This window comes from Bacillus sp. AFS017336 (assembly GCF_002555445.1).
Lineage (GTDB): Bacteria > Bacillota > Bacilli > Bacillales > Bacillaceae_G > Gottfriedia.
On sequence record NZ_NUCO01000017.1, the window covers coordinates 26816 to 48039 of the forward strand.

General features: G+C 33.9%; 19 protein-coding genes. 4 read left to right on the top strand and 15 right to left on the bottom strand.

The window, feature by feature from the left end; genetic code table 11:
- The first annotated feature begins 454 nt into the window (after nt 1-454).
- Nucleotides 455-976: a phosphatidylglycerophosphatase A family protein gene (locus CN601_RS08485; protein WP_098119615.1), complete on the top strand. Its 522-nt coding sequence runs from the start codon at nt 455-457 to the stop codon at nt 974-976.
- A gap of 45 nt (nt 977-1021) precedes the next feature.
- On the opposite strand, the gene CN601_RS08490 is transcribed toward CN601_RS08485, so the two are convergent.
- Together CN601_RS08490 and CN601_RS08495 are read right to left on the bottom strand one after the other, a co-directional pair.
- On the bottom strand, nt 1022-1792 hold the full coding sequence (locus CN601_RS08490; RefSeq protein ID WP_098170779.1) for a TIGR01457 family HAD-type hydrolase: 771 nt from the start codon (nt 1790-1792) through the stop codon (nt 1022-1024).
- Nucleotides 1793-1850: 58 nt separating this feature from the next.
- The gene (locus CN601_RS08495) at nt 1851-2300 is read right to left on the bottom strand and encodes a DUF86 domain-containing protein (protein WP_098119617.1); all 450 of its coding nucleotides are present in this window, start codon (nt 2298-2300) and stop codon (nt 1851-1853) included.
- 426 nt (nt 2301-2726) lie between these two features.
- On the opposite strand from CN601_RS08495, the gene CN601_RS08500 reads away from it, so the two are divergent.
- Complete coding sequence (locus CN601_RS08500) at nt 2727-2996, top strand: DUF3055 domain-containing protein (protein WP_098170780.1); 270 nt, start codon at nt 2727-2729, stop codon at nt 2994-2996.
- Nucleotides 2997-3204: 208 nt separating this feature from the next.
- On the opposite strand, the gene CN601_RS08505 is transcribed toward CN601_RS08500, so the two are convergent.
- Nucleotides 3205-3480 (bottom strand): YutD family protein, encoded by a 276-nt coding sequence (locus tag CN601_RS08505; protein WP_098119619.1) that lies wholly within the window; start codon nt 3478-3480, stop codon nt 3205-3207.
- Between the two features lie 91 nt (nt 3481-3571).
- Here CN601_RS08505 and CN601_RS08510 point away from each other — a divergent pair, with 91 nt between their 5' ends.
- Nucleotides 3572-4183: a YhcN/YlaJ family sporulation lipoprotein gene (locus CN601_RS08510; protein ID WP_098119620.1), complete on the top strand. Its 612-nt coding sequence runs from the start codon at nt 3572-3574 to the stop codon at nt 4181-4183.
- Between the two features lie 38 nt (nt 4184-4221).
- On the opposite strand, the gene lipA is transcribed toward CN601_RS08510, so the two are convergent.
- Nucleotides 4222-5106 (bottom strand): lipoyl synthase, encoded by an 885-nt coding sequence (lipA, locus tag CN601_RS08515; protein ID WP_098119621.1) that lies wholly within the window; start codon nt 5104-5106, stop codon nt 4222-4224.
- A 183-nt stretch (nt 5107-5289) separates the two neighbouring features.
- Here lipA and CN601_RS08520 point away from each other — a divergent pair, with 183 nt between their 5' ends.
- Nucleotides 5290-6282, top strand: coding sequence for a M23 family metallopeptidase (locus CN601_RS08520; RefSeq protein ID WP_098119622.1), 993 nt, complete (start codon nt 5290-5292; stop codon nt 6280-6282).
- A gap of 141 nt (nt 6283-6423) precedes the next feature.
- Here CN601_RS08520 and yunB read toward each other — a convergent pair whose 3' ends face one another.
- The 11 genes from yunB to sufD form a co-directional block, all read right to left on the bottom strand.
- On the bottom strand, nt 6424-7248 hold the full coding sequence (gene yunB, locus CN601_RS08525; RefSeq protein WP_179865496.1) for a sporulation protein YunB: 825 nt from the start codon (nt 7246-7248) through the stop codon (nt 6424-6426).
- 108 nt (nt 7249-7356) lie between these two features.
- Nucleotides 7357-8463: an HD-GYP domain-containing protein gene (locus tag CN601_RS08530; protein WP_098170782.1), complete on the bottom strand. Its 1107-nt coding sequence runs from the start codon at nt 8461-8463 to the stop codon at nt 7357-7359.
- Nucleotides 8464-8614: 151 nt separating this feature from the next.
- Entirely contained in the window at nt 8615-8917 is a 303-nt protein-coding gene (locus tag CN601_RS08535) for a YunC family protein (RefSeq protein WP_098119625.1), read from the bottom strand.
- A gap of 72 nt (nt 8918-8989) precedes the next feature.
- Nucleotides 8990-10393, bottom strand: coding sequence for a bifunctional metallophosphatase/5'-nucleotidase (locus CN601_RS08540; RefSeq protein ID WP_098170783.1), 1404 nt, complete (start codon nt 10391-10393; stop codon nt 8990-8992).
- 18 nt (nt 10394-10411) lie between these two features.
- Nucleotides 10412-11242, bottom strand: coding sequence for a sulfite exporter TauE/SafE family protein (locus CN601_RS08545; RefSeq protein WP_257131650.1), 831 nt, complete (start codon nt 11240-11242; stop codon nt 10412-10414).
- A 125-nt stretch (nt 11243-11367) separates the two neighbouring features.
- Nucleotides 11368-11889, bottom strand: a complete 522-nt coding sequence (locus CN601_RS08550) for a DinB family protein (protein WP_098170784.1) — start codon at nt 11887-11889, stop codon at nt 11368-11370.
- Between the two features lie 231 nt (nt 11890-12120).
- The gene (locus CN601_RS08555; RefSeq protein ID WP_098170785.1) at nt 12121-16395 is read right to left on the bottom strand and encodes a S8 family serine peptidase; all 4275 of its coding nucleotides are present in this window, start codon (nt 16393-16395) and stop codon (nt 12121-12123) included.
- Nucleotides 16396-16802: 407 nt separating this feature from the next.
- The gene (sufB, locus tag CN601_RS08560; RefSeq protein ID WP_098118593.1) at nt 16803-18200 is read right to left on the bottom strand and encodes a Fe-S cluster assembly protein SufB; all 1398 of its coding nucleotides are present in this window, start codon (nt 18198-18200) and stop codon (nt 16803-16805) included.
- Nucleotides 18201-18246: 46 nt separating this feature from the next.
- Entirely contained in the window at nt 18247-18696 is a 450-nt protein-coding gene (gene sufU / locus CN601_RS08565) for a Fe-S cluster assembly sulfur transfer protein SufU (protein ID WP_098118594.1), read from the bottom strand.
- Nucleotides 18686-19906, bottom strand: a complete 1221-nt coding sequence (locus tag CN601_RS08570; RefSeq protein WP_098118595.1) for a cysteine desulfurase — start codon at nt 19904-19906, stop codon at nt 18686-18688. Before CN601_RS08570 ends, sufU begins: the two co-directional genes overlap by 11 nt.
- Nucleotides 19906-21213, bottom strand: a complete 1308-nt coding sequence (gene sufD, locus CN601_RS08575) for a Fe-S cluster assembly protein SufD (RefSeq protein WP_098170786.1) — start codon at nt 21211-21213, stop codon at nt 19906-19908. Before sufD ends, CN601_RS08570 begins: the two co-directional genes overlap by 1 nt.
- Between the last annotated feature and the right edge of the window lie 11 nt (nt 21214-21224).

Consider the following 21224-nt stretch of genomic DNA (forward strand, 5'->3'; position numbering starts at 1 on the left):
CACATCCTTCTATAAACTACTTATTAATATATATGTCACAAATCCCAAAACCTGTACCATACTTTTTACTTTCAACAGATAAACCGAATGGCCATACACAAAAAAGGAGAAAATGACGTAGTATATTAGAAAAGTGGAAGCGGGTTGCTCAGCCATGACAAGCCGTTGCTTTTTAACCTTTATTTGGGTTTGGCTTATGACCTAACAGGGCTCCCCGTCGCAACTAGACATCTCGAAAAGTAGTAGTAAGTTGCTAGCCACATATGCAATTAACACGCTTCATAATTTTTTATCTATTATTAGCTTTTTTTATAAAGGGGAATAATGTTCTGGTATCGAATCATATATAATTAATCCTCTTATTTCTTAATTAAATAAAGTAACAATTCAGTGTGTAGACAAAGTCCCGAGAATTTACAGTAATTAAATTAATCGATAAGGAAAAGGTGATGACATGGATTATTTAAATCACGATTTAGAAAAGACTGCATTATCGTTGTTAGAAAAAAGAGGTGTAACACTCGATGATATTGCTGATTTAGTATACTTTTTACAAAATAAATACCATGAAAACTTATCTATGGATGAGTGTAAACACAATGTTGAACGAGTCTTAACAAAACGTGAGATACAAAATGCTATCATTACTGGTATTGAATTAGATATCTTAGCAGAGCAAGATAAACTTCAGGAGCCTTTGTTAGCTATTATTAAAAAAGATGAAGGCCTTTATGGCATTGATGAAATAATTGCCTTATCAATTGTAAATGTATATGGTTCAATTGGTTTTACAAATTACGGTTATATTGATAAATTAAAACCTGGTATTTTAGAACGATTAAATGACAAATCAACTGGTTTAGTGAATACGTTTTTAGATGATATTGTTGGAGCTATTGCAGCTGCTGCATCTAGTCGTCTTGCGCATCGCGCAGCGCATAAAAAAGCTGATCAACTTAAAGCTGGGGATGAATAAAAAAAGGGCTCATAAGCTAATTACTTATGAGTCCTTTTTATAGTATTAAATGTATTTAATCCACTCTTCTAATGAATCTACTGAATATGTAGGTTGCTTTTCGTAACTTGAAAGCATCTCTCTAGTCGTAACACCAGTATGAACAATTAATGTGTCCACACCAGTATTGATCCCTGCCATGATGTCAGTATCATAGTAATCCCCAATCATTAAAGTATCCTCTTTAGCAACTCCTAATACTTTTAATGCTTGCTCCATAATGATTGCTTCTGGCTTCCCTATAAAAATTGGTTTTACTGTAGTCGATACAGCGATTACGGAAGTTAATGAACCGTTTCCTGGTAATAAACCTCTTTCAGTAGGAATAGCGATATCACCATTGGTTGAGATAAACGTAGCTCCATTTCTTACCGCGATACATGCTTTAGCTAATTTCTCATAATTAATATCTCGATCTAGACCACTAATAACAAAATCAGGATTCTCATCTGTAATTGTCAAACCAACTTCTTCTAAAGCAAATTCTAAGCCCTCTTCACCAATCATATAAACAGTTGCATCTGCTTTTTTCTCTTTTATGAAGTTTGCCGTTGCATTGCTTGTTGTAAATACTTGTTCTTTTGTAGTTGGTATATTGAACGAATTAAGTTTATCGGCTACCTGTTCTGGTCTACGTGTAGAGTTATTTGTTACAAAAAGATAAGGAATATTTTTTTCCTTCAGAGCCTTAATAAAATGACTCGCCTCTTCTATTTGTTCCTCTCCACGATACATAGTACCATCTAAGTCGATCAAGTATCCTTTATATTGTTTCATTTTGACACTCCTTACTAGTCAGACTGTTCACTTCGAAAGAATGTAAACAAACTATAATTTATTTTTCTTCATCGCTACTAAAAGCATTGATTACACCTAGCTCTTTATCTAAAAAAGTTTGAACCGCAATCGGGAATTCTTTGTATGCTTCTATATTTTCACTTAATGTAATTACTATATTTTCAGTAATTTTAACTGTATAGTCTTGTAATAAATGTTTTCGAATCAGAATTAATTTTTTTATTGAATCTCCAATAGAAGTAGTAATTACTTTTTCATCCATTAAAATATCGACAATATCATCATAACTTCCTGGATCTCTCATTATAAAGCCATCAATCATTGTATTACCAATATCTAACATACTGTCAATTAATAGATGTGTCATTCTTTCCAAAGCTAACTCGTCTGTTTTATTCTTTGGTTGGCTATTTGACTCATAAAATTCAAGCATTGAGTTTATTACTTCAATTCGATCTAATATGTTTTGACGATTTACAAAGTACATATGTACACTTCCTTCTCAATTCTATCTTCTACATTTTACGGACATATATTTATTTTATAGCTAAATTCGAAAAAAATCGACAAATGAAAGCGTTTCTTACCGAATTTTGTTATATTATATAGGTGAATATTTTTTCGGGTTAATTTTTGAAGTATGAATTTGTACTATAAGGTTGAAACATAAAAGCCCGTTTAGTACCTTTGAATAATGAAGAAAAATAGCCCTATATGCAATTTAAAATGTTTTATAAAGTGTGATGATGCATTTTATATTGCTTTAAAAGTTACTTCGGGTGAATTACTAGAAGGAAACTTTATGCAGTAATTTAGTCGAAGCTCATTCAATTAGAATGAGAAATAAGACGTAAATTGTGTGACATATTAAATATCATCATCATCTTAATTTAGTATAATGGAGGAATTAAAAATGTCTGATCGTTTTTTCTTATATGATGACACTACTCAAGCAAAAACCCGTTTTGTAAGCTATATGGGGGAAGAACAAAGACATGATCTTGCTTTAATCTATTCAGATCGTCATTATGGAAAAGTTATCGTTTTAGATATGCTAAGTAACCGATTTGCAATTATTGGACAAGATGATTTAAAAGAAGAAGGATATTTAGAATTTGCTTTTGGAATTTCTGAAGAAAAGGCTGCTGATTTATTAGATTTCTTAAATGAAATCATTTACTAATTTCTTGTGGATAAATAAACTATTTTTATTAAATAATCAGAAAAAAGTGGATAACTATAAAGTTGTCCACTTTTTTTGTGATTAAGTCCTCACTTATACACATTTTTGTTGAAAGATTCAAACTTATCCACAAGGTTCATACTGTTTAAAAAAATCAAAAAATAATTTTATCCACAGCTAGAAAATAAAGAAAACTGATGGAGAGCCATCAGTTTTTTACTTTTTTTACAACAAAATATTTACATCCAAAATTACAGTATTCATAAATATATTCACGCAACGTGCTGATTTTAGAATCATAAGGGACATTTTTTTGAGAATCATCAAAAAATCCTCTTAGTCTAAGCTGCTCATAGCCCCAGTCTCCTACGATGTAATCGTATTTTGACAGGATTTCAGCATATCTAGCTTTAAAGGCTTCTTCATTGAATCCTTCACGGTAATCTTCAACTATTTCATAACAAATATTCTGTACGCAAACCAAATTGTATTCTCCTTCCTTTTACTCCCATAAATATGTAACCAACATTTTTGGCATACTAATTTTACATTGATTATTAAAAGGTGGTATTAATATGCGAAAATATTTAGTTTGTTTGTTAACTTTATTTTTATTAACTGGCTGTTCATTAGGTCCAAGTAAATCAAGACAATTAGATTATCAAGACGTAACATATCAAAGTGAACATCGATCAAATCCAACACCTAAACAATTAAATACAAAGCCAATGGACTTAGGTGATGTAAACGCTAAAATGTCAAATAACTCTTACAAAGATTATGGCTTTTCTAGACTACAAAAGCAAGATGTTTTAGGTAAAGATGGTGATTATACACTAACAATTGATAAACAAGAAGTATCAAAATTCATCTCATATTTAGTTGTAAAGTTACCAGATATAGATGATGCAGCTACATTAGTGACAGACCAAGAAGTTTTGATTGCTTATCGAGCAACTGGAGATAAAGCACTAATTAAATCACAGGTCGAAAAAACGGCACAATCTGCACTACCTACTTATTATCATATCTATACTTCTAATTCAATGAAAAATATAAATAGTATCGAGGATTTAAATAAGTACGGCCAACTTAATGATGGACAATTAGAACAAAATATACAAGAACTGGCTGACGGCTTTGACATAAGTAAACAAAGCATGCATTTTGATCAAATTTCAAAATAATGAATAAAGCACTAGCATAAATTGCTAGTGCTTTATTATTATGCTTGTTTAGCTGCCTCTACTTGTTCGTCAGCATGATATGAAGAACGAACTAATGGTCCAGCTTCACAATGCGAGAAGCCTTTTCCTAATGCTATTTCTTTCAGTGCTGCAAACTCGTCAGGAGTATAATATTTCTTTACAGTTAAATGTGTTTTTGTTGGTTGTAAGTATTGACCTAAAGTAATGATATTTACACCTGCTGCACGTAAATCATCCATTGCTTCGTAAATTTGTTCATTTGTTTCACCAAGACCAAGCATGATGCTCGATTTTGTAGGAATGCTAGGGTTAATCTCTTTTGCTCTACGTAAAAATTCAAGTGATCTGTCATACGTAGCTCTTGCACGAACACGTGGAGTTAACTCTCTAACCGTTTCAATATTGTGATTCATAATATCTGGTTTTGCATCCATTAACATTTTAAGGTTTTCAAATTTCCCACCCATATCAGAAGGTAAAACTTCGATTGTAGTAAATGGATTCGCTTTTCTAACTTCTTTAACTGTTTCAGCAAATACAGCTGCTCCACCATCTCTTAAATCATCACGAGCAACCGCTGTAATTACAACGTGCTTTAAGTTCATTTGTGTTACTGATTCAGCTACACGTACTGGCTCTTGTAAATCAAGTTCAGTTGGTAAGCCAGTTTTTACAGCACAAAAACGACAAGCACGAGTACAAACAGCCCCTAAAATCATAAAAGTAGCTGTTTTTCTAACTGCCCAACATTCGTGGATATTTGGACAACGAGCTTCTTCACAAACAGTGTGAAGATTTTTTGAACGCATCATTTTTTTTAATTCTGTGTAAGATTCATTTGTATTTAACTTTATTTTTAGCCACTCTGGCTTTCTTAAATATTCTTCCTTTTTTGATGCCATTTGAAATTCCTCCAACGTTTATTCGTTAACGACTTATTTCATTTTTTCTTCCAATAGTATATATATTACTACATTTTTCGTCGATATGAAAAACTTTCGTTTGATTATCCCTATAATTTCCATTTATGAAAGTTGCTCCTTTAACCAAACTATAAATATAAATATAAATCAATTTAAAGGATGATGGTTTTGAAAAAAATAATTGTACTTTTTTGTATGGTGGTTATCTTCATAGTACCATCATTTACAAATGCAGAAGAAATTGATCAAGCCGAGCTAAATAAAGAACGAATGGCCTTATATAAAAAAGGTGAAACACTAACCTTTATTCCTTGGTATTATTTTGCGGCTATCGATACATATGAACGAAATGTACGAAGTGTAAGAAGAGATATACCAAAACGTGAAAATGGAGTCCTTTCAATCTATATTAAGCCTGAGGATTGGAGCGGACTTTCAAATCCAGTTAAGAAAGACACTTACGCTCCTACTATTCATTTATTTAGTGGGATTGGTTTAGATGGAAATAATGATGGTAAAGCATCAGTAGAGGATGATGAGGATATCTTATACACTTTTATTCATCGTTTACATTTCTATGGACCAACAAGACAATATATTCGAATGATGCTTTGGGATTATTACCAAAGAGCAATAACTGTTGATATGATCGATGAGTATGCTCGAATATATCAATACTTTGGAAAATTAAATATTGAAGGAAATGCTTTCCCATTACCAATTAATAGTACACATAGTTACCGTAGTACTTGGGGTGCTCCTCGAAGTTTCGGTGGACGAAGAGTTCACGAAGGGACCGATATATTCGCAAATTATGGGACGCCAGTGAGATCAACCTGCTATGGAGTTATTGAAACAAAAGGTTGGAATCGAATTGGAGGATGGAGAATCGGAATTCGAGACTTAAATAATAACTATCATTACTACGCTCACTTAGGTGGTTTTAATAAAGATATTCAAAGGGGGCAAATAGTTGAGCCTGGTACACTAATTGGCTATGTTGGAAGTACTGGCTATGGACCTCCTGGCACATCAGGGAAGTTCCCACCTCATCTACATTATGGCATATACAAAGATAACGGCTATGGTGAATGGTCTTATGATCCATATCCTAGACTTCGACTGTGGGAACGACAAAATAGAAATAAAAAATAACATAAAAAGAGGCTGCCCCATGATTATTTTTTTATGGGCATCCTCTTTTTATTGAAAGTAAGCATGTGGAACGTGAATAAAGGGCATCCAATAGTCAGATCCTCTGACCTTTTAGGACACCCTTACGCTCTTTTGAATAGTTTATTTTTTTCCATTTGTTATTGACGGTATTTGTTTTGTATTCGGTGTAAATGGAATATAATTTGGTACTTCTCCATCAATAATTTCAGTAGCAATCGGTACTTCAACTTTAACCTTTGTTGATTTTGTACTAAATGGAATAATTACATTCATGTTTACTTCCACATTCATAATAATTTCAACTACAGAATTATTAAATCCAAAAGGCTTAACTTTCTGCGAAACATTTGCTACCGTATCGCCTACTACAGAAAAGCGCACCGGAATGGTAGGTCCGAGTTTACCTAATAGTACTGTATTTGTAACGACACCTATTGGAACCTTTAAATAGAGTCCGTCATGGTCTGTCTTCATTTTTTTCTTTTCTGCACTCGATAAGGATAAAAATGAAAGATCCCCATTTTCAACTCTACGTATGTTTTCTTCAACATGTCGTGTAGTAGAACCAATAATCTTATTGATTAAATATGTATTCGTACTAATCACTTCTTTTCCATTTCCATCTACATCTCTAACGATAATATCCTGTCCCTTTAATTCCTTAGAAGCAGATTCATATGCTTCGTTTACAATTGAAGAGGCAATTCGTCTCGTTTGTTTCTCAGAATACTTTAAAATTGTAGGTGAGAACATTTTATCAATTTTCCAAAATGAATAGATAGAGAAGATTAAAAAGACAATGCTAATCACAACATATTTATTAGGGAGTACTTTATTTATTGATTGAAAAATTTGAGTAGGTCCTAATTTAAAACCAACTAATGATTTATTCTTTGAAACAAAAATTTTTTTCTTTGGAACACGTCTATACTTAAATTTTTTCATTGTATCCATGCCCCCTTACTAATGGGTATGCATGTCACTGCCTGTTCATTCTTATAGTATTTAGAGCACAAAAAAAGATGTTCCAACTATTTCATTGAAACATCTCGATTATTGATAAACTCTTTGTTTTAACGTTTGATCACATTCGATAATTATCAAACTTAATTCATTCATTAGATTCACTTCGTAAGGAATACTTAACTTTTTACTGTTTTCTTCACTAATTCGAATTATTGGACGATCTGTAACTGCCTCGTTTTGTCTTGTAACAATCCCACTTCTTCCATCACTTAACTTTACATTTAATCCGGTCGGATAGATCGTTAGTATGTCTTTAAATATCCCGACTAATTTAGCATCAAATAATTTATCAATACCGCTATTTAAAAGATTTAATCCTTCACTCGGTAGCATTGCTTGTCTATAAACTCTGTTTGAAGTAACAGCATCATAAAAGTCAGCAACCGCAATTATTTTTGAAAATAGGTGTATATCCTTGCCAGGAATACCATTTGGATAACCACTTCCGTTAATCCTTTCATGATGTTGTAATGCACACTGTGCAACTATTGGATGAAGATTTATTGTATCCCGTAACAATTCGTATCCTGCAAATGTATGTTGTTTAATTAACTCATATTCTTCTTCAGTCAAACGGTCCGGTTTATTTAAGACTTTTTTTGGAACAGCCATTTTCCCAACATCATGTAAAAGAGCACCTAATCCTAATAAATCTAGCTCGCTTGTATTTAGTTCTAACTTGATTCCAATTGCTAATGAATATAGCGTTACATTTAATGAATGTGCAAATATGTTTTCATCATACAATAATACGCTCGACAATAAAGCTAGAACATCTTTATTAAGTATTAATTCATTTAGAAATGATTCTATTCTACCTTTAAGTTTAGGTGCAACCTTTTCTAATGAAAGCCAATTTAGATAATGTGCTTCGTTTTTGAATTTAACGAAAGTGTCATTTATTTTTTTTATATTATCAACGTGCATTTCGTCTGAAATTGCAGTCTCTGTTTTTATGCTTTCTGATTTTAGAGCATGTACAAATGCGTATAGTACATTTAATTCATGTAACCGCTTAATCATCTTTTCCGTTAAAGGAATATTCGCACTAACGACTTTGTTTCCATGTTCATTGTATATTGGTTTTCTTAAAATCATACCCGGAACAAGTGTTGATGTTTCGACAACTCTCATAGATTTCTCCCTGGACTACTTTTTAATTAAATATATGGCGCACCGTAACAGTTAATACATTGATTCTTTTTGTTCTTTTCTCAACAGTATGGAAAATCAAATTTATTTGTACTTGTCTACATACTAAAAGCCACTAAAATTTAGTGGCTTTTTATACCATTTTTAATAACGCGTCTCTTCCAATCATTCCTTTTTGAATGCCGAATTTCTCAGCTTCAATCGTAACTGACTCCAAAGGCGCATTTAATAATTCTTCTATTGTTTTTACGCCAACTGCACGGCCAGCAATAATTTTGCGATCGCGTAATCTATCATTCAATAAAGCTACATCTAATGCTCCACACATTATATAACCGTTGTCATTCATGACGACCAATAAAGTAGTTTTTGGAAGTAAGACTGTAACAGCATTAAATGTATGATTATCGATTGTAATTGGGCTTAAATTGATCAAGTTCAACGCTCCTTTCTCATTCTAAAATATGAGAAAAAAACGAATTTGAAGCCTGTCTAATCTTGATAAATTTTATACACTTTTTAAAGCCCAAAATAATACATCTCGAATAAATTCTGGCATGAAAAATCTTTTATGATCGGCATCACGGATTTGCGGAATTAAATGACCAAAAGTAAATAAATCCAAAGTTCCGATTATATATTTGCGATTTAAATCTAATCCTTCTCCGTTTATGAAGATATCTTCTTGATTGAAGTGCTTCTTCTTATCACGATCAACAATCATGATTCCATCGTAGACCATTCTTCCAATTACTTTCCCTCTAAAACCAAAGCCCTTCATCTTCAAATGAGTTAACTCTTTATCTTCACAACGATTTAAAGCTTCAAGTAATTCCTTGCCAGATAAATGGACGATACAAGGATTAATTGGGTGCGGGCATATCCGATGAATGTCGCCCTTATTAACATGACCTTGTGCTAATCCATCAAGCAAAATACCTGAATTCAGTATACTTACATCCGCCTTAGTCCATTGTCGAAGAGCACTTGCTAATAATTTCGGCAATGGACTATCTTTAAACCAATTCACATTCATGTTACTCGTTAGCTGTGTCACAGGTTCACTTAAAATTTCCCCACTTAACCTCATTAAATTAGCCAACACTACTTTCGTCGTTTCATCTTGATAATATTTAGGTTCTTTATGTACTTCAGTAACAGAAGCTTCAGTATTTATTATACTTTTCGACTCTTTATTTAAAGTAATTAAAACTTCGCCTAAATAGTTACCATGTTTACCCGTGCCACAAAGTAAAGTTTCCCCAGCATATTCACCATTTGGAAATAAATGATGAGTATGTGCGCCTAAAATAATATCAACTCCCGAAAATTGCTCGGCGATTCTCTGATCATCCCTCATACCTAAATGAGAAAGTATAATAACTAGATCTGATTGTTCTCTTACAATTGGGAGAATTTCATTCAACGCTTCGAATGGATCTTTTATACTCCAACCTAAAGTTTCATAAAACACAGGATAAGCTACTGTTAATCCAATTACACCAATCTTTACTCCACTTTTTTCATATATTTTATAAGGTTTACTAAAACTCTTAGTATCTACATCTGAGATTGTTAAATTACCTAGCAACACCTCAAATTTTGCATCCGCGTAAAGATTTAAAAGCTCACTTTTAGATAAAGTAATCCCTTCATTGTTCCCTATTGTAACGGCATCAAATTGAGCAGCATTTAAAAGCTCCACATTCCCCTTGCCTAATGTCGCCTCCGAAATTGGATGAAAACGATCAACGAAATCGCCAATATCAAAAGTAAGTGTCGCCTCGCCTTTTCCTTTAGCTAGTTCTCTTTTAGACTTAAGCAAACCGACAATTGTTGGCCACGTTTCAAAGTGGCTGTGAATATCATTTGTATGGAACAATCGAATATTTATTGTCTGACTTGGTTCCATTGTTCCACCATCCCTAATCTAAATATTTTCTACAATTAATTTTATTCCATATAATAACACAACTGACCTCAAAATAAGTGCAATCGTTTCAGTTTTTAATTTTTGATTAATAAATGCCCCAATCTTTCCACCAAACCATGCACCTGGTATAAGTAAAAGGATGTAATAGAAATTTACTTCTCCTAAAGTAATATATGAAATTGAACTTCCAAGAGTTGTAAACATTACAACAAACATTGATGTAGCAACGGCCAATTGAGGAGGAAAACCGAATAAAAATGCCATCATTGGGACTAATAATATCCCTCCACCAATTCCAAATAATCCTGAAATGATCCCAACACAAATCGATAATGAAATTGCGAGTGATAGACTATAACTATATGTATATGCTTCGCCCTCATCATTTGTATATGTACGTATAATCCCTTTATGTACTTCCTTCGATTTTTTATTTAATTTAGATGAAATAAATAGAAAGATTGAAATACAGATTAAAAATATTCCAAAAAATAACGTAAACCGCTCTGTATTTAAAAGCGAATTGATATATGTACCTAATAAACTACCTGGAACACTACCAATTAAAAATAAAATACCACTCTTATAATCAATTCGTTTTTGCTTATGATACGAAAGGGTGGATGAGAGCGAAGAAAACACAATTGTAATCAGTGAAGTTCCAACCGCAACATGAATCGGCACAGTCGAAAAAGCAGATAAAAAGTGATCAATATTAAGCAGCATTGGCACAATAATAATGCCCCCGCCTAATCCGATCAATGAACCGACTGTTCCTGCAGCTAGTCCTATACTGACTAAAATAAGAATTTGTAGAACGATATCCAACCTAACTTCTCTCCTTCAATATGTAAAAATATACTTTTCTCTATGTTTTAAATACTAGTTTAGCATAAAAAAACTCGGATATCTCCGAGTGTAATCTAAAGCAAGTTAATACTATTTCTTAACCTTTATTTTAAAACACTCAAATTTGCAATCCATGGTCCTACATCAGTTTTGTATCTTTTTGCCATTACCCTAGCAATTTGTGTGATATGAGTTAAATCATGCACGACCCAAGTAGACAGTAATTCTCTTAACTTAACTTGCCCAAACTCTGGATGAATCCCTTCTAACTCTAGATGTTCTTTCGAATCAACTAATAATTGTAGTTTAATTATATTTTCTGTTCTTACATTCTTGAATTCAAGTAGTCTTTCTTCGATTGATTTCTCATGTTTTTCATTTAAATGCGAAAAACGATCGAACGGAGGAAAGTGGCTGTTACCTTCTTTATATAAGATGCAATTTAACCTCGGAATCCAATTTGTTTTTTCACACTCAATTAAATGATCAATTACCTCAGATGCATTCCACGTTCCCTCACCTTCATTGCAGTTTAACCAAGATTGAGATAAACCAGATAAAAATGATTCTAATGATTTGGGTGTTCTTTCTAAAACTTCAATTGCTTCTTTTAGGTTAAAATTCATAAAAACATCCTCCAAATTATGTTTTTTACAAATCTATTTTCTTGCCAAGTAAATTTTACCATAAATTAACTAATTTAATTTATAAAATACCATTTTAATCTTTCAAACTAGAAAATTCGTAAAAATTACCATAAAGCAATGAAAATAGAAAAAGCACGGCAAGATTGCCATGCTTTTAAGCTGTAGGGTCCTAACATAAAAGTTTAAACATGTTTGTTTCTAAACTAAATACTATTCCATTTTCTCTAATTCTGCTTTTATTTTGTCTATTGTCATACCCTTATATTTTAATTTAGGTTCTGGTGCTTTAGTCATTGATGGATTTTTTAACTTGTAATTTTTTTCAATAAACGCAAAGTCTGTCATATCAACCTTGCCATCAAAATTAATATCCGTAGCACGCTTATTCGTACCCCAATATGTTTGCATATAAATTGCATCCATAACGTCAACAACTTGGTCACCGTTCACATCCCCGGCTTCTAATTGGACTTCACCATACATATTGTTCAATTCACCACGATACTGATCACCCGCTTGTTTAAACAATGTAATTGGTCTACTATATTTAAAATGACCTGGCACATGAATAGTGAACATCATTTCTTTATTTGTGACAGGCAGCTTAATTGTTGCTTTAGGCCATAGGTATGTCCCATAAATCGATGATGTGACAGTATTAGACACTACAGTACCATTGTATACTTTGTTATTAGAATCGGTAACATATGCAGTCGCACCTATATTTGTATAATCCCTCATGTCTACGTGGTTTCCAACAAACGTGTAATGTAATCCTTCAGCAATAGGAGAAAATGTTAATTGTGAGAACGATGGTTTCACATAAGATTCTACCGATAAACTAGGTACCGAAATTTCCGCTTTATCTGTATTTACATAAGTAGAAGTAAGATTTTGTAATTGTAAAATCCCTTCATAATACTCTTCATTCTTTACTTTTACTTTAACGTCTACCATTGGAGTTGTTCCAGTTATGCCATCTGGATTATTTATTGCTACATGTATCTTATGTTTATTCAACTCTCCATTACTAGCTAATTCTTTATGTTCTAACTGTACGTTAGATGATTTTTTCAGCAATTCCGGACGAACAGATACACTTTCTATTTCAAAATTTTTCCCTAAATAATCAAAAGTAAATGTTTGATCATTTAAATTTTTAACATTATTTGCTGTTAGTGTGTAAGTAACTGTATCTCCCATCGTTGGGTTAACATAATCTGGCTTAGCAGCTACGTATTGAGTTCCTTTTTTTACAAAATAGGTTACTTGTGCGTTCGGATAATCAACTGCACTTGATACACCTACACCAAAGAAACGAACTGGAAGAATTGGGATCGTATCATCAATTGGCATCATCGCATTAAACGTACCATCTGGATTTAAAGGAACATTACCATTTGCAGTATTTGCTGTTTTGTCTGGTTTTAGTAAATCTCTATTATAATAAAACGCTACTTTATTTGCAGTTTGATCCTTAGCAAAGCCATATTCATTCATCGCTTTAATATTGTCTTCGTCAATTGATCCCGTAACTAGAACTGATTTTTGTCCATCTTCATATTCGTAAACACCATGAGGAAGAGAAGTGATATTAAATTTTGGCGCAGTATTATCTACAAATAAATAAGTGTCTGAATTAAATGTATTCCCTTGATCATCTGTTGCAATTGCCCTAAATTTATAGTTTCCATGTTTAATAAATTCTGTAAAATGATAAAATTGAGATGACATATATCCAGGGTCAGAAGAAAACGGCTTACTTTGATCACCTGTAAATGGTGTACTAAACCCTAGGTTTGCCGTATTATAGCTTGTATTGGGATTTAGGCCAGTTCCACTAACATACCCTGAATGTCCCAAGATTTTGTCAGTTTTTGGATCCAAATATAAGAAATCAATTCGTTTTACATGTCCTTTTAATTTAAAGTTCACAAAAAAACCACTTACTGAAAATACACTTTGATCAAAAGTGGAGTTTGCAGCAATTGCATGCGTTCCTAAAATGTCGAATGCTTCAAATTTGTTTTCTTCATATGCTACACCAAACGGTACTTGGTACACTTCCGCAGGGTTATTCTTGTTAGTATAGATTACATAGCCTTCATAGATGCCTGTTTCGGCGGTTTTTGGAATCGATAAAAACACGGATGTTTTTTTACTACTATTCCCTTTTACTTTTATAGAATTTTCAGTTAGAACCTTAACTCCGTTTTTCTCTGCGTCTTTTGATCCTCTTAAATCTGTTTGATATTGTACTTTTACATCAAATGTTTTAGCTTTTTCCCCGTTGTTACTAATCTTTACGGAACGCGAATCTGATATGTCTTTTCCTGTTAAAACTGCTCTCCCGAAACTAAGTCCACCTGTTTCTTCATTAATTACTTTCGTTTCTCCATTTTCAATCGTATTTGCTTTATCTTTAACTGTAATTTCTATAGTTGAATGAATCGCCTCATATGGATCCACACGTCCTGCGCCTTGCTCAAAAACACTATATGGTTTGCTTAATGAATCTGCAGTATTCATTAAAATACTTTTAACGTCAGATGGCTGTAAATTAGGATTTGATTCTAGTAAAAGTGCAGATATACCAGCAACAACTGGAGATGCCATTGATGTGCCTGATAAGCGTGCATAAGCATTATCATAATTATCTCCTTTATCACCGTTTACCACATCAGATGGAACCGTAGACATCATCGTCACTCCAGGTGCAACTACTTCTGGTTTTATATCATAATTAGTTAGGCTAGGTCCTCTAGAGCTAAATGTAGCCAAATTATCACCTTGGGTTTTTAGTTCCTTCATCTCACCAAAAGTGAAACTAGTTTTACCAGCATCTACCTTCTCTTTTAATGCTAATCCGTCCACATTGCTTAATGAAAATGTTGGAATGTAATTTTGTCCTTCAGCTAAATAAGCAGGAATATGTCCCTCTGCTGCATTATCATTGAATAAAAGCACCGCAGTTGCTCCATTATTTTTTGCAGCCGTAATTTTATCAACAAGTGGAATATTATTCCCACGGCTTATTAGAGCAATTTTTCCTTTTACATCTTTTCCTGTAAAATCAGCTGCTGCGCCCATTCCTGCATAAACAACTGGAAGCGATCGTCCTTTTAGGTTTTTGATATCATCATTATACCCAAGCGCCATTGCACGTAAATCTGCTGTGACTGTGTCTATTGTCCCTTTATAGTTTGCCACAGTAAGAGGTACATCACTTGCACCAACAGTAATTGCTAATGCCGCAGCACCTGGCGTACCTAACATATACATCCCATCACCAGAATTACCTGCAGATAAAACTGCTGTGACCCCATTTAATACAGCATTATTTACCGCTATACTTAAAACATCCATCGGATTATTTGTAGCGGAGCCCAATGACATATTAATAACGTCCATACCATCCTCAGTCGCTTTATCAAGTGCAGCGATAATTCCATTAGTTACACCCGATCCATATGGACCTAATACACGATATGCATATAAATCAGCACCCGGGGCAATACCTGTTGTTGCATATTTACTGTTATTTGCACCTCGACCGCCAATTGTTCCTGAAACGTGCGTACCGTGTTCAGTGTAATATGTATTACCACTTGAGTTTTTTTCTACCTTTCCTGATTTCTTCCAATCCTCGTATGTCGTTTCCATTGGATCATTATCATTATCTATAAAGTCGTATCCACCTTTAAAGGCTCCTTTTAAATCCGGATGGTTATAATCCATACCAGTATCTAAAATTCCAACTTTAATTCCTTTACCTGTATGACCTTCAGCATGTAACTTGTCCACTTGTAAATAAGAGCGCTCATCAGCCATTCCCAACCCCATCTGTTCTGGAGCAATATCTTTAGTCTGAACTGCCGGTTCTGCATTAATTTCTACATCACTATAAACCGCTTTAACAGTTTCGGATTTTAGTAAGTTTTCAACTTGATTTGCAGGCAGTTTCATCGAAACACCATTAAATGTTGTTTTAAACGTACGATTCACTTTGTATGTAGAGGCTTTCTTAGCTCCACTTGCTGAAAATACTTTTGCTAAATCATTTTTAAAAGAAGCATGTGAATCATTTACTAGTTGATCTGCTTCTTTTTCGTCTAAAACTTTACCTTCTGTTGCTGCTTCTAATACAGCGGCTTTTGATGTAGGTTGTTTAAATTCAACAATGATGGAGATTTCCTCTGAACTATTTTTGTCAATATTTGGTGCTAAGTGTAAGCCCGTATCGTTAATTGATTGTAAGCTTACTAGAGCTTTCTTTTGCTCAGGAGTTAAATTATTAAATAATTTCTCTGATTGATTCAAACTTCTAGATGAATTTTCTAGTGGTGAATTGCTGATTATAACTTTTTGAGTTGTCGTAGTTGCATGGACTTTAGAAGAGGTACTCAAATATGAAGCTAGTAAACTGCTAGAAGCTAATCCTACTCCTAGAGCAACGGTTGAAACTTTTTTTAATTTCTTTTTCATCCTTTCAATCCACTCCTCGATAATAAAAATAATGATGAGGAAAATTGAATGGCTCAATTTGAAATTGCCGGTTACTAATTACTTCTTTTGAAGCTTAGCTATTTCTAATTGAAATTACTTCCATTCGATTTTTCATACAATTCGAATTATATAGATAATTATTATGTCTCTCAATCGTATGAAGGCGTGTTATTTTAAGGTCAATATTCTCATAAAATGCTAACAATTCGAGGACTTTTAACAGAACTCGACATGATTCTTTCAATTATTAACACGACTAAAAGAACCACTGAAAACAAAACAAATGCATCCAATGGTTCTTTTCCTATTACTTCATTTAAGATAAAATTTATCCTCAAAAAAACCCTGCTACCAATTGGCAACAGGGTTTATCTTTATTCAATGGATTAACCAATTGAACCTTCCATCTCGAATTTAATCAGACGGTTCATTTCAACTGCGTATTCCATTGGTAGTTCTTTTGTAAATGGCTCAATGAAGCCCATTACGATCATTTCTGTAGCTTCTTGCTCAGAAATACCACGGCTCATTAAGTAGAATAATTGCTCTTCAGACACTTTTGAAACTTTCGCTTCGTGCTCAAGAGAAATGTTGTCGTTTAAGATTTCGTTATATGGAATTGTATCAGAAGTTGATGCATTATCCATAATTAACGTATCACACTCGATATTCGAGCGAGATCCAGCTGCTTTACGTCCGAAGTGTACAATACCACGGTACGTTACTTTACCACCATGTTTAGAAATAGATTTCGAAACAATAGTAGATGAAGTATTTGGAGCTAAGTGAATCATTTTAGCACCAGCATCTTGGTGTTGTCCTTTACCAGCGATTGCAATAGAAAGTGTAAGACCACGAGCACCTTCACCTTTAAGGATTACTGCTGGGTATTTCATTGTTAATTTTGAACCAATGTTTCCATCGATCCATTCCATTGTTGCGTTCGCTTCACAAACAGCACGTTTCGTAACTAGGTTGAATACGTTATTCGCCCAGTTTTGAATTGTTGTATAACGGCAGTAAGCATCTTTCTTAATGATGATTTCTACTACTGCAGAGTGAAGAGAGTTTGTTGTATAAACAGGAGCAGTACATCCTTCAACGTAATGTACGTGTGCACCTTCGTCAGCGATAATTAATGTACGCTCAAATTGACCCATATTTTCTGAATTAATTCGGAAATATGCTTGTAATGGCGTATCAACTTTAATACCTTTTGGTACGTAGATGAATGATCCACCAGACCAAACAGCTGAGTTTAATGCAGCAAATTTGTTATCTGTTGGTGGAATTACTTTTCCAAAGTGCTCTTTGAAAATTTCTTCATGCTCACGTAATGCAGTATCTGTATCAGTAAATAAGATTCCAAGATCAGTTAAATCTTGTTTCATGCTGTGGTAAACTACCTCAGACTCATACTGTGCAGATACACCTGCTAAATACTTTTGTTCTGCTTCAGGAATACCTAATTTATCAAAAGTGTTTTTGATTTCTTCAGGTACTTCATCCCAAGATTTTTCTGTTTTCTCTGATGGCTTTACATAATAAGTAATTTCATCAAAGCGTAAATCAGCTAAATCTCCACCCCATTGAGGCATTGGCATATCATAGAATAATTGTAAAGATTTTAAACGGAAATCTAACATCCATTGTGGCTCATTTTTCATACGTGAGATTTCTTCAACAATTTCTCTCGTTAAACCACGCTCTGAACGGAAGATCGATACGTCACGGTCATGAAAACCATATTTATAATCACTAATATCTGGCAAATTAGTAGACATTATTCATACTCCCTTCTAATAGAAGAGTAGGATTAAGCTCAGAGGATTATTCCTCTGATTTTAAGCCCTTCTCCATCGCTTTCCATGCAAGTGTTGCACATTTAATTCGAGCTGGAAACTTTGAAACACCTTGTAATGCTTCAATATCATCTAAATCAATCGATTCATCATATTCTTTTCCAAGCATCATATCTGAAAATATTTGAGCAAGTTTTAAAGCTTCCTCTATTTTTTTACCTTTAATTGCGTGAGTCATCATTGAAGCTGATGCCATTGAAATTGAACAACCTTCACCGTCGAAACGAGCGTCCGATACAATTCCATCATCAACTTTTAAGCGAAGCTCAATTCGATCACCACAAGTCGGGTTATTCATGTTTACTGTTAAATCGTTTTCTGATATAGCCCCTACCCCTTTATTACGAGGGTTTTTATAATGGTCCATAATCACACGACGATATAATGCATCAAGATCAATATTTCGATTAATAGACATCGCTAAAGTACTCCTTCGTTTTTACTAGTCCTTTTACAAAAGCATCTACGTCTTCTTTTGTATTATACAGGTAAAAACTTGCACGAGCAGTAGCTGATACCTTTAACCATCTCATTAATGGTTGAGCACAATGATGTCCTGCACGAACAGCAATTCCTTCTACATCTAATACAGTTGCAACATCATGTGGATGAACATCTTCCACATTAAACGTTACTAAACCTGCACGATGCTTTGGACCATAAATTGTTACACCCTTCACAGTAGATAACTGCTCAAGTGCGTAATTCGCAATCTCATGTTCATGCTTTTCGATATTATCCATACCGATTTCAGTTAAGAAATCAATTGCAGCTCCTAAACCAACCGCACCAGCAATGATTGGTGTTCCACCTTCAAACTTCCAAGGTAGTTCTTTCCAAGTAGAATCTTGTAAGTCAACGAAATCAATCATTTCCCCACCAAATTCAATTGGCTCCATATTTTCAAGAAGTTGTTTTTTACCATAAAGTACCCCAATACCTGTAGGTGCACACATTTTATGACCTGAAAAAGCGTAAAAATCGCAATCTAAATCTTGAACGTCTACCTTCATATGTGGCGTACTTTGAGCACCATCAACTAGCATGATTGCTCCATGCTCATGAGCAATTGCTGCAATCTCTTTAACAGGGTTAATTGAACCAAGTACATTTGAAACGTACATAATCGCAACTATTTTTGTATTAGAGTTAATTGTAGCTCTTGCTTGCTCAACGCTGATTGTTCCATCTTCTTCTAATGGAATATATTTTAATATTGCTCCAGTAGCTTTAGCAACCTGTTGCCAAGGAATAATGTTACTGTGATGTTCCATATAAGAAATCACGATTTCATCTCCAGCTTCAAGGTTCGTTCTTCCGTAACTAGCAGCAACTGTATTGATTGCTGTAGTAGTACCTCTAGTAAAAATAATCTCTTCAATCGATGATGCATTTATAAATTTACGAACTTTATCACGAGCTCCCTCGTATGCATCAGTAGCTTTCGTTCCTAGAGTATGTACACCTCTATGAACGTTTGAATTAATTTCTTTATAATAGTTAGCAACAGCTTCGATTACTTGAACTGGTTTTTGTGAAGTTGCAGCACTATCCAGATATACTAAAGGATGTCCATTTACTTCTTGATTTAATATCGGAAAGGCTTCACGGATTGCTTTAACATCCATTACTTAACTTTCCTCTCAATTACATCAACAAGCATTTTTTTAACTTCTTCAATTGGTAATTCCGAAACTACAGGTGCTAAGAATCCGTGAATAACTAAGCGCTCTGCTTCTTTCTTCGGAATACCGCGACTCATTAAGTAGTAAAGTTGAGTTGGATCTACTTTACCAACTGAAGCAGCATGACCTGCCATTACATCATTTTCATCAATTAATAGAATTGGGTTTGCATCACCACGAGCTTTTTCACTAAGCATTAATACACGAGAAGTTTGTTGTGCATTAGACTTAGAAGCACCATGTTCAATTTTACCAATACCATTAAAGATTGAAGTAGCAGCATCTTTTGATACACCATGTTTTAAGATCCAACCTTCAGATCCTTTACCAAAGTGGATAATACTTGTCGTAAAGTTTTGAGTTTGCTCTCCACGACCTACAGTTACCATTTTCAAGTCACCGAAAGATCCGTCTCCAATTAGGTTTGTAACATTTTCAAAAATTGAGTTTCCATCGTTCATAAGTCCAAGTGCCCACTCAATTTTGCTATCGCGACCTGCGTGTCCACGACGAACAACATATGCAGTAACGCCTTTAGCTAAAGTATCTACAGCACCATAACGAACTTTTGCATTATCTAAAGTGATTACTTCTGTTACAACATTTACAACAGCCGCATCTAAATCAGCAGATGTAGAAACATAGTTTTCAACATAAGTAACTTCACTGTTAGCTTCTGCAACGACAAGAACGTGGTTATATGCAGGAACAGTTTCGCCATCTACTACGAAAATAGATTGGACTGGTTTTTCTAATACTACATTTTTAGGAATGTATAAGAAAGCTCCACCGTTAACTAATGCTGCATGTAAAGCAACTAATTTATTTTCTTCGACTTTAACAGCCTCTGTCATAAAATATTTTTTCACAAGCTCTTCATGATCTTTAATTGCAGTGTGTAAATCTACGAATACTACACCTTTTTCTTTCGCTTCTGAAGAAAGAGAGTGATATACTGCAGACCCATTATATTGTACGTAAACTGATTGATCAGCGTCTTCATTCATTAAAGCTGTTACTGATTCCGGTAATTGTTCCTTCGTAGGAACATTGCCAGTTGTAACATTAAATTCTTTTCCAAAGAAATCCCATTTAGAGATATTTGTTTTATCTGGCTTTGGAAGAGAAAGTGATTCAGCTTTTGCAAGTGCATTTAAACGGAACTCTGTGAAATATGCAGGTTCGTTTAACAGTGCAGAAAGCTGCTTTACTGTTTCTTGACTAAATGGAATTGTAGTACCAGTTGTCATGCGAATCCCTC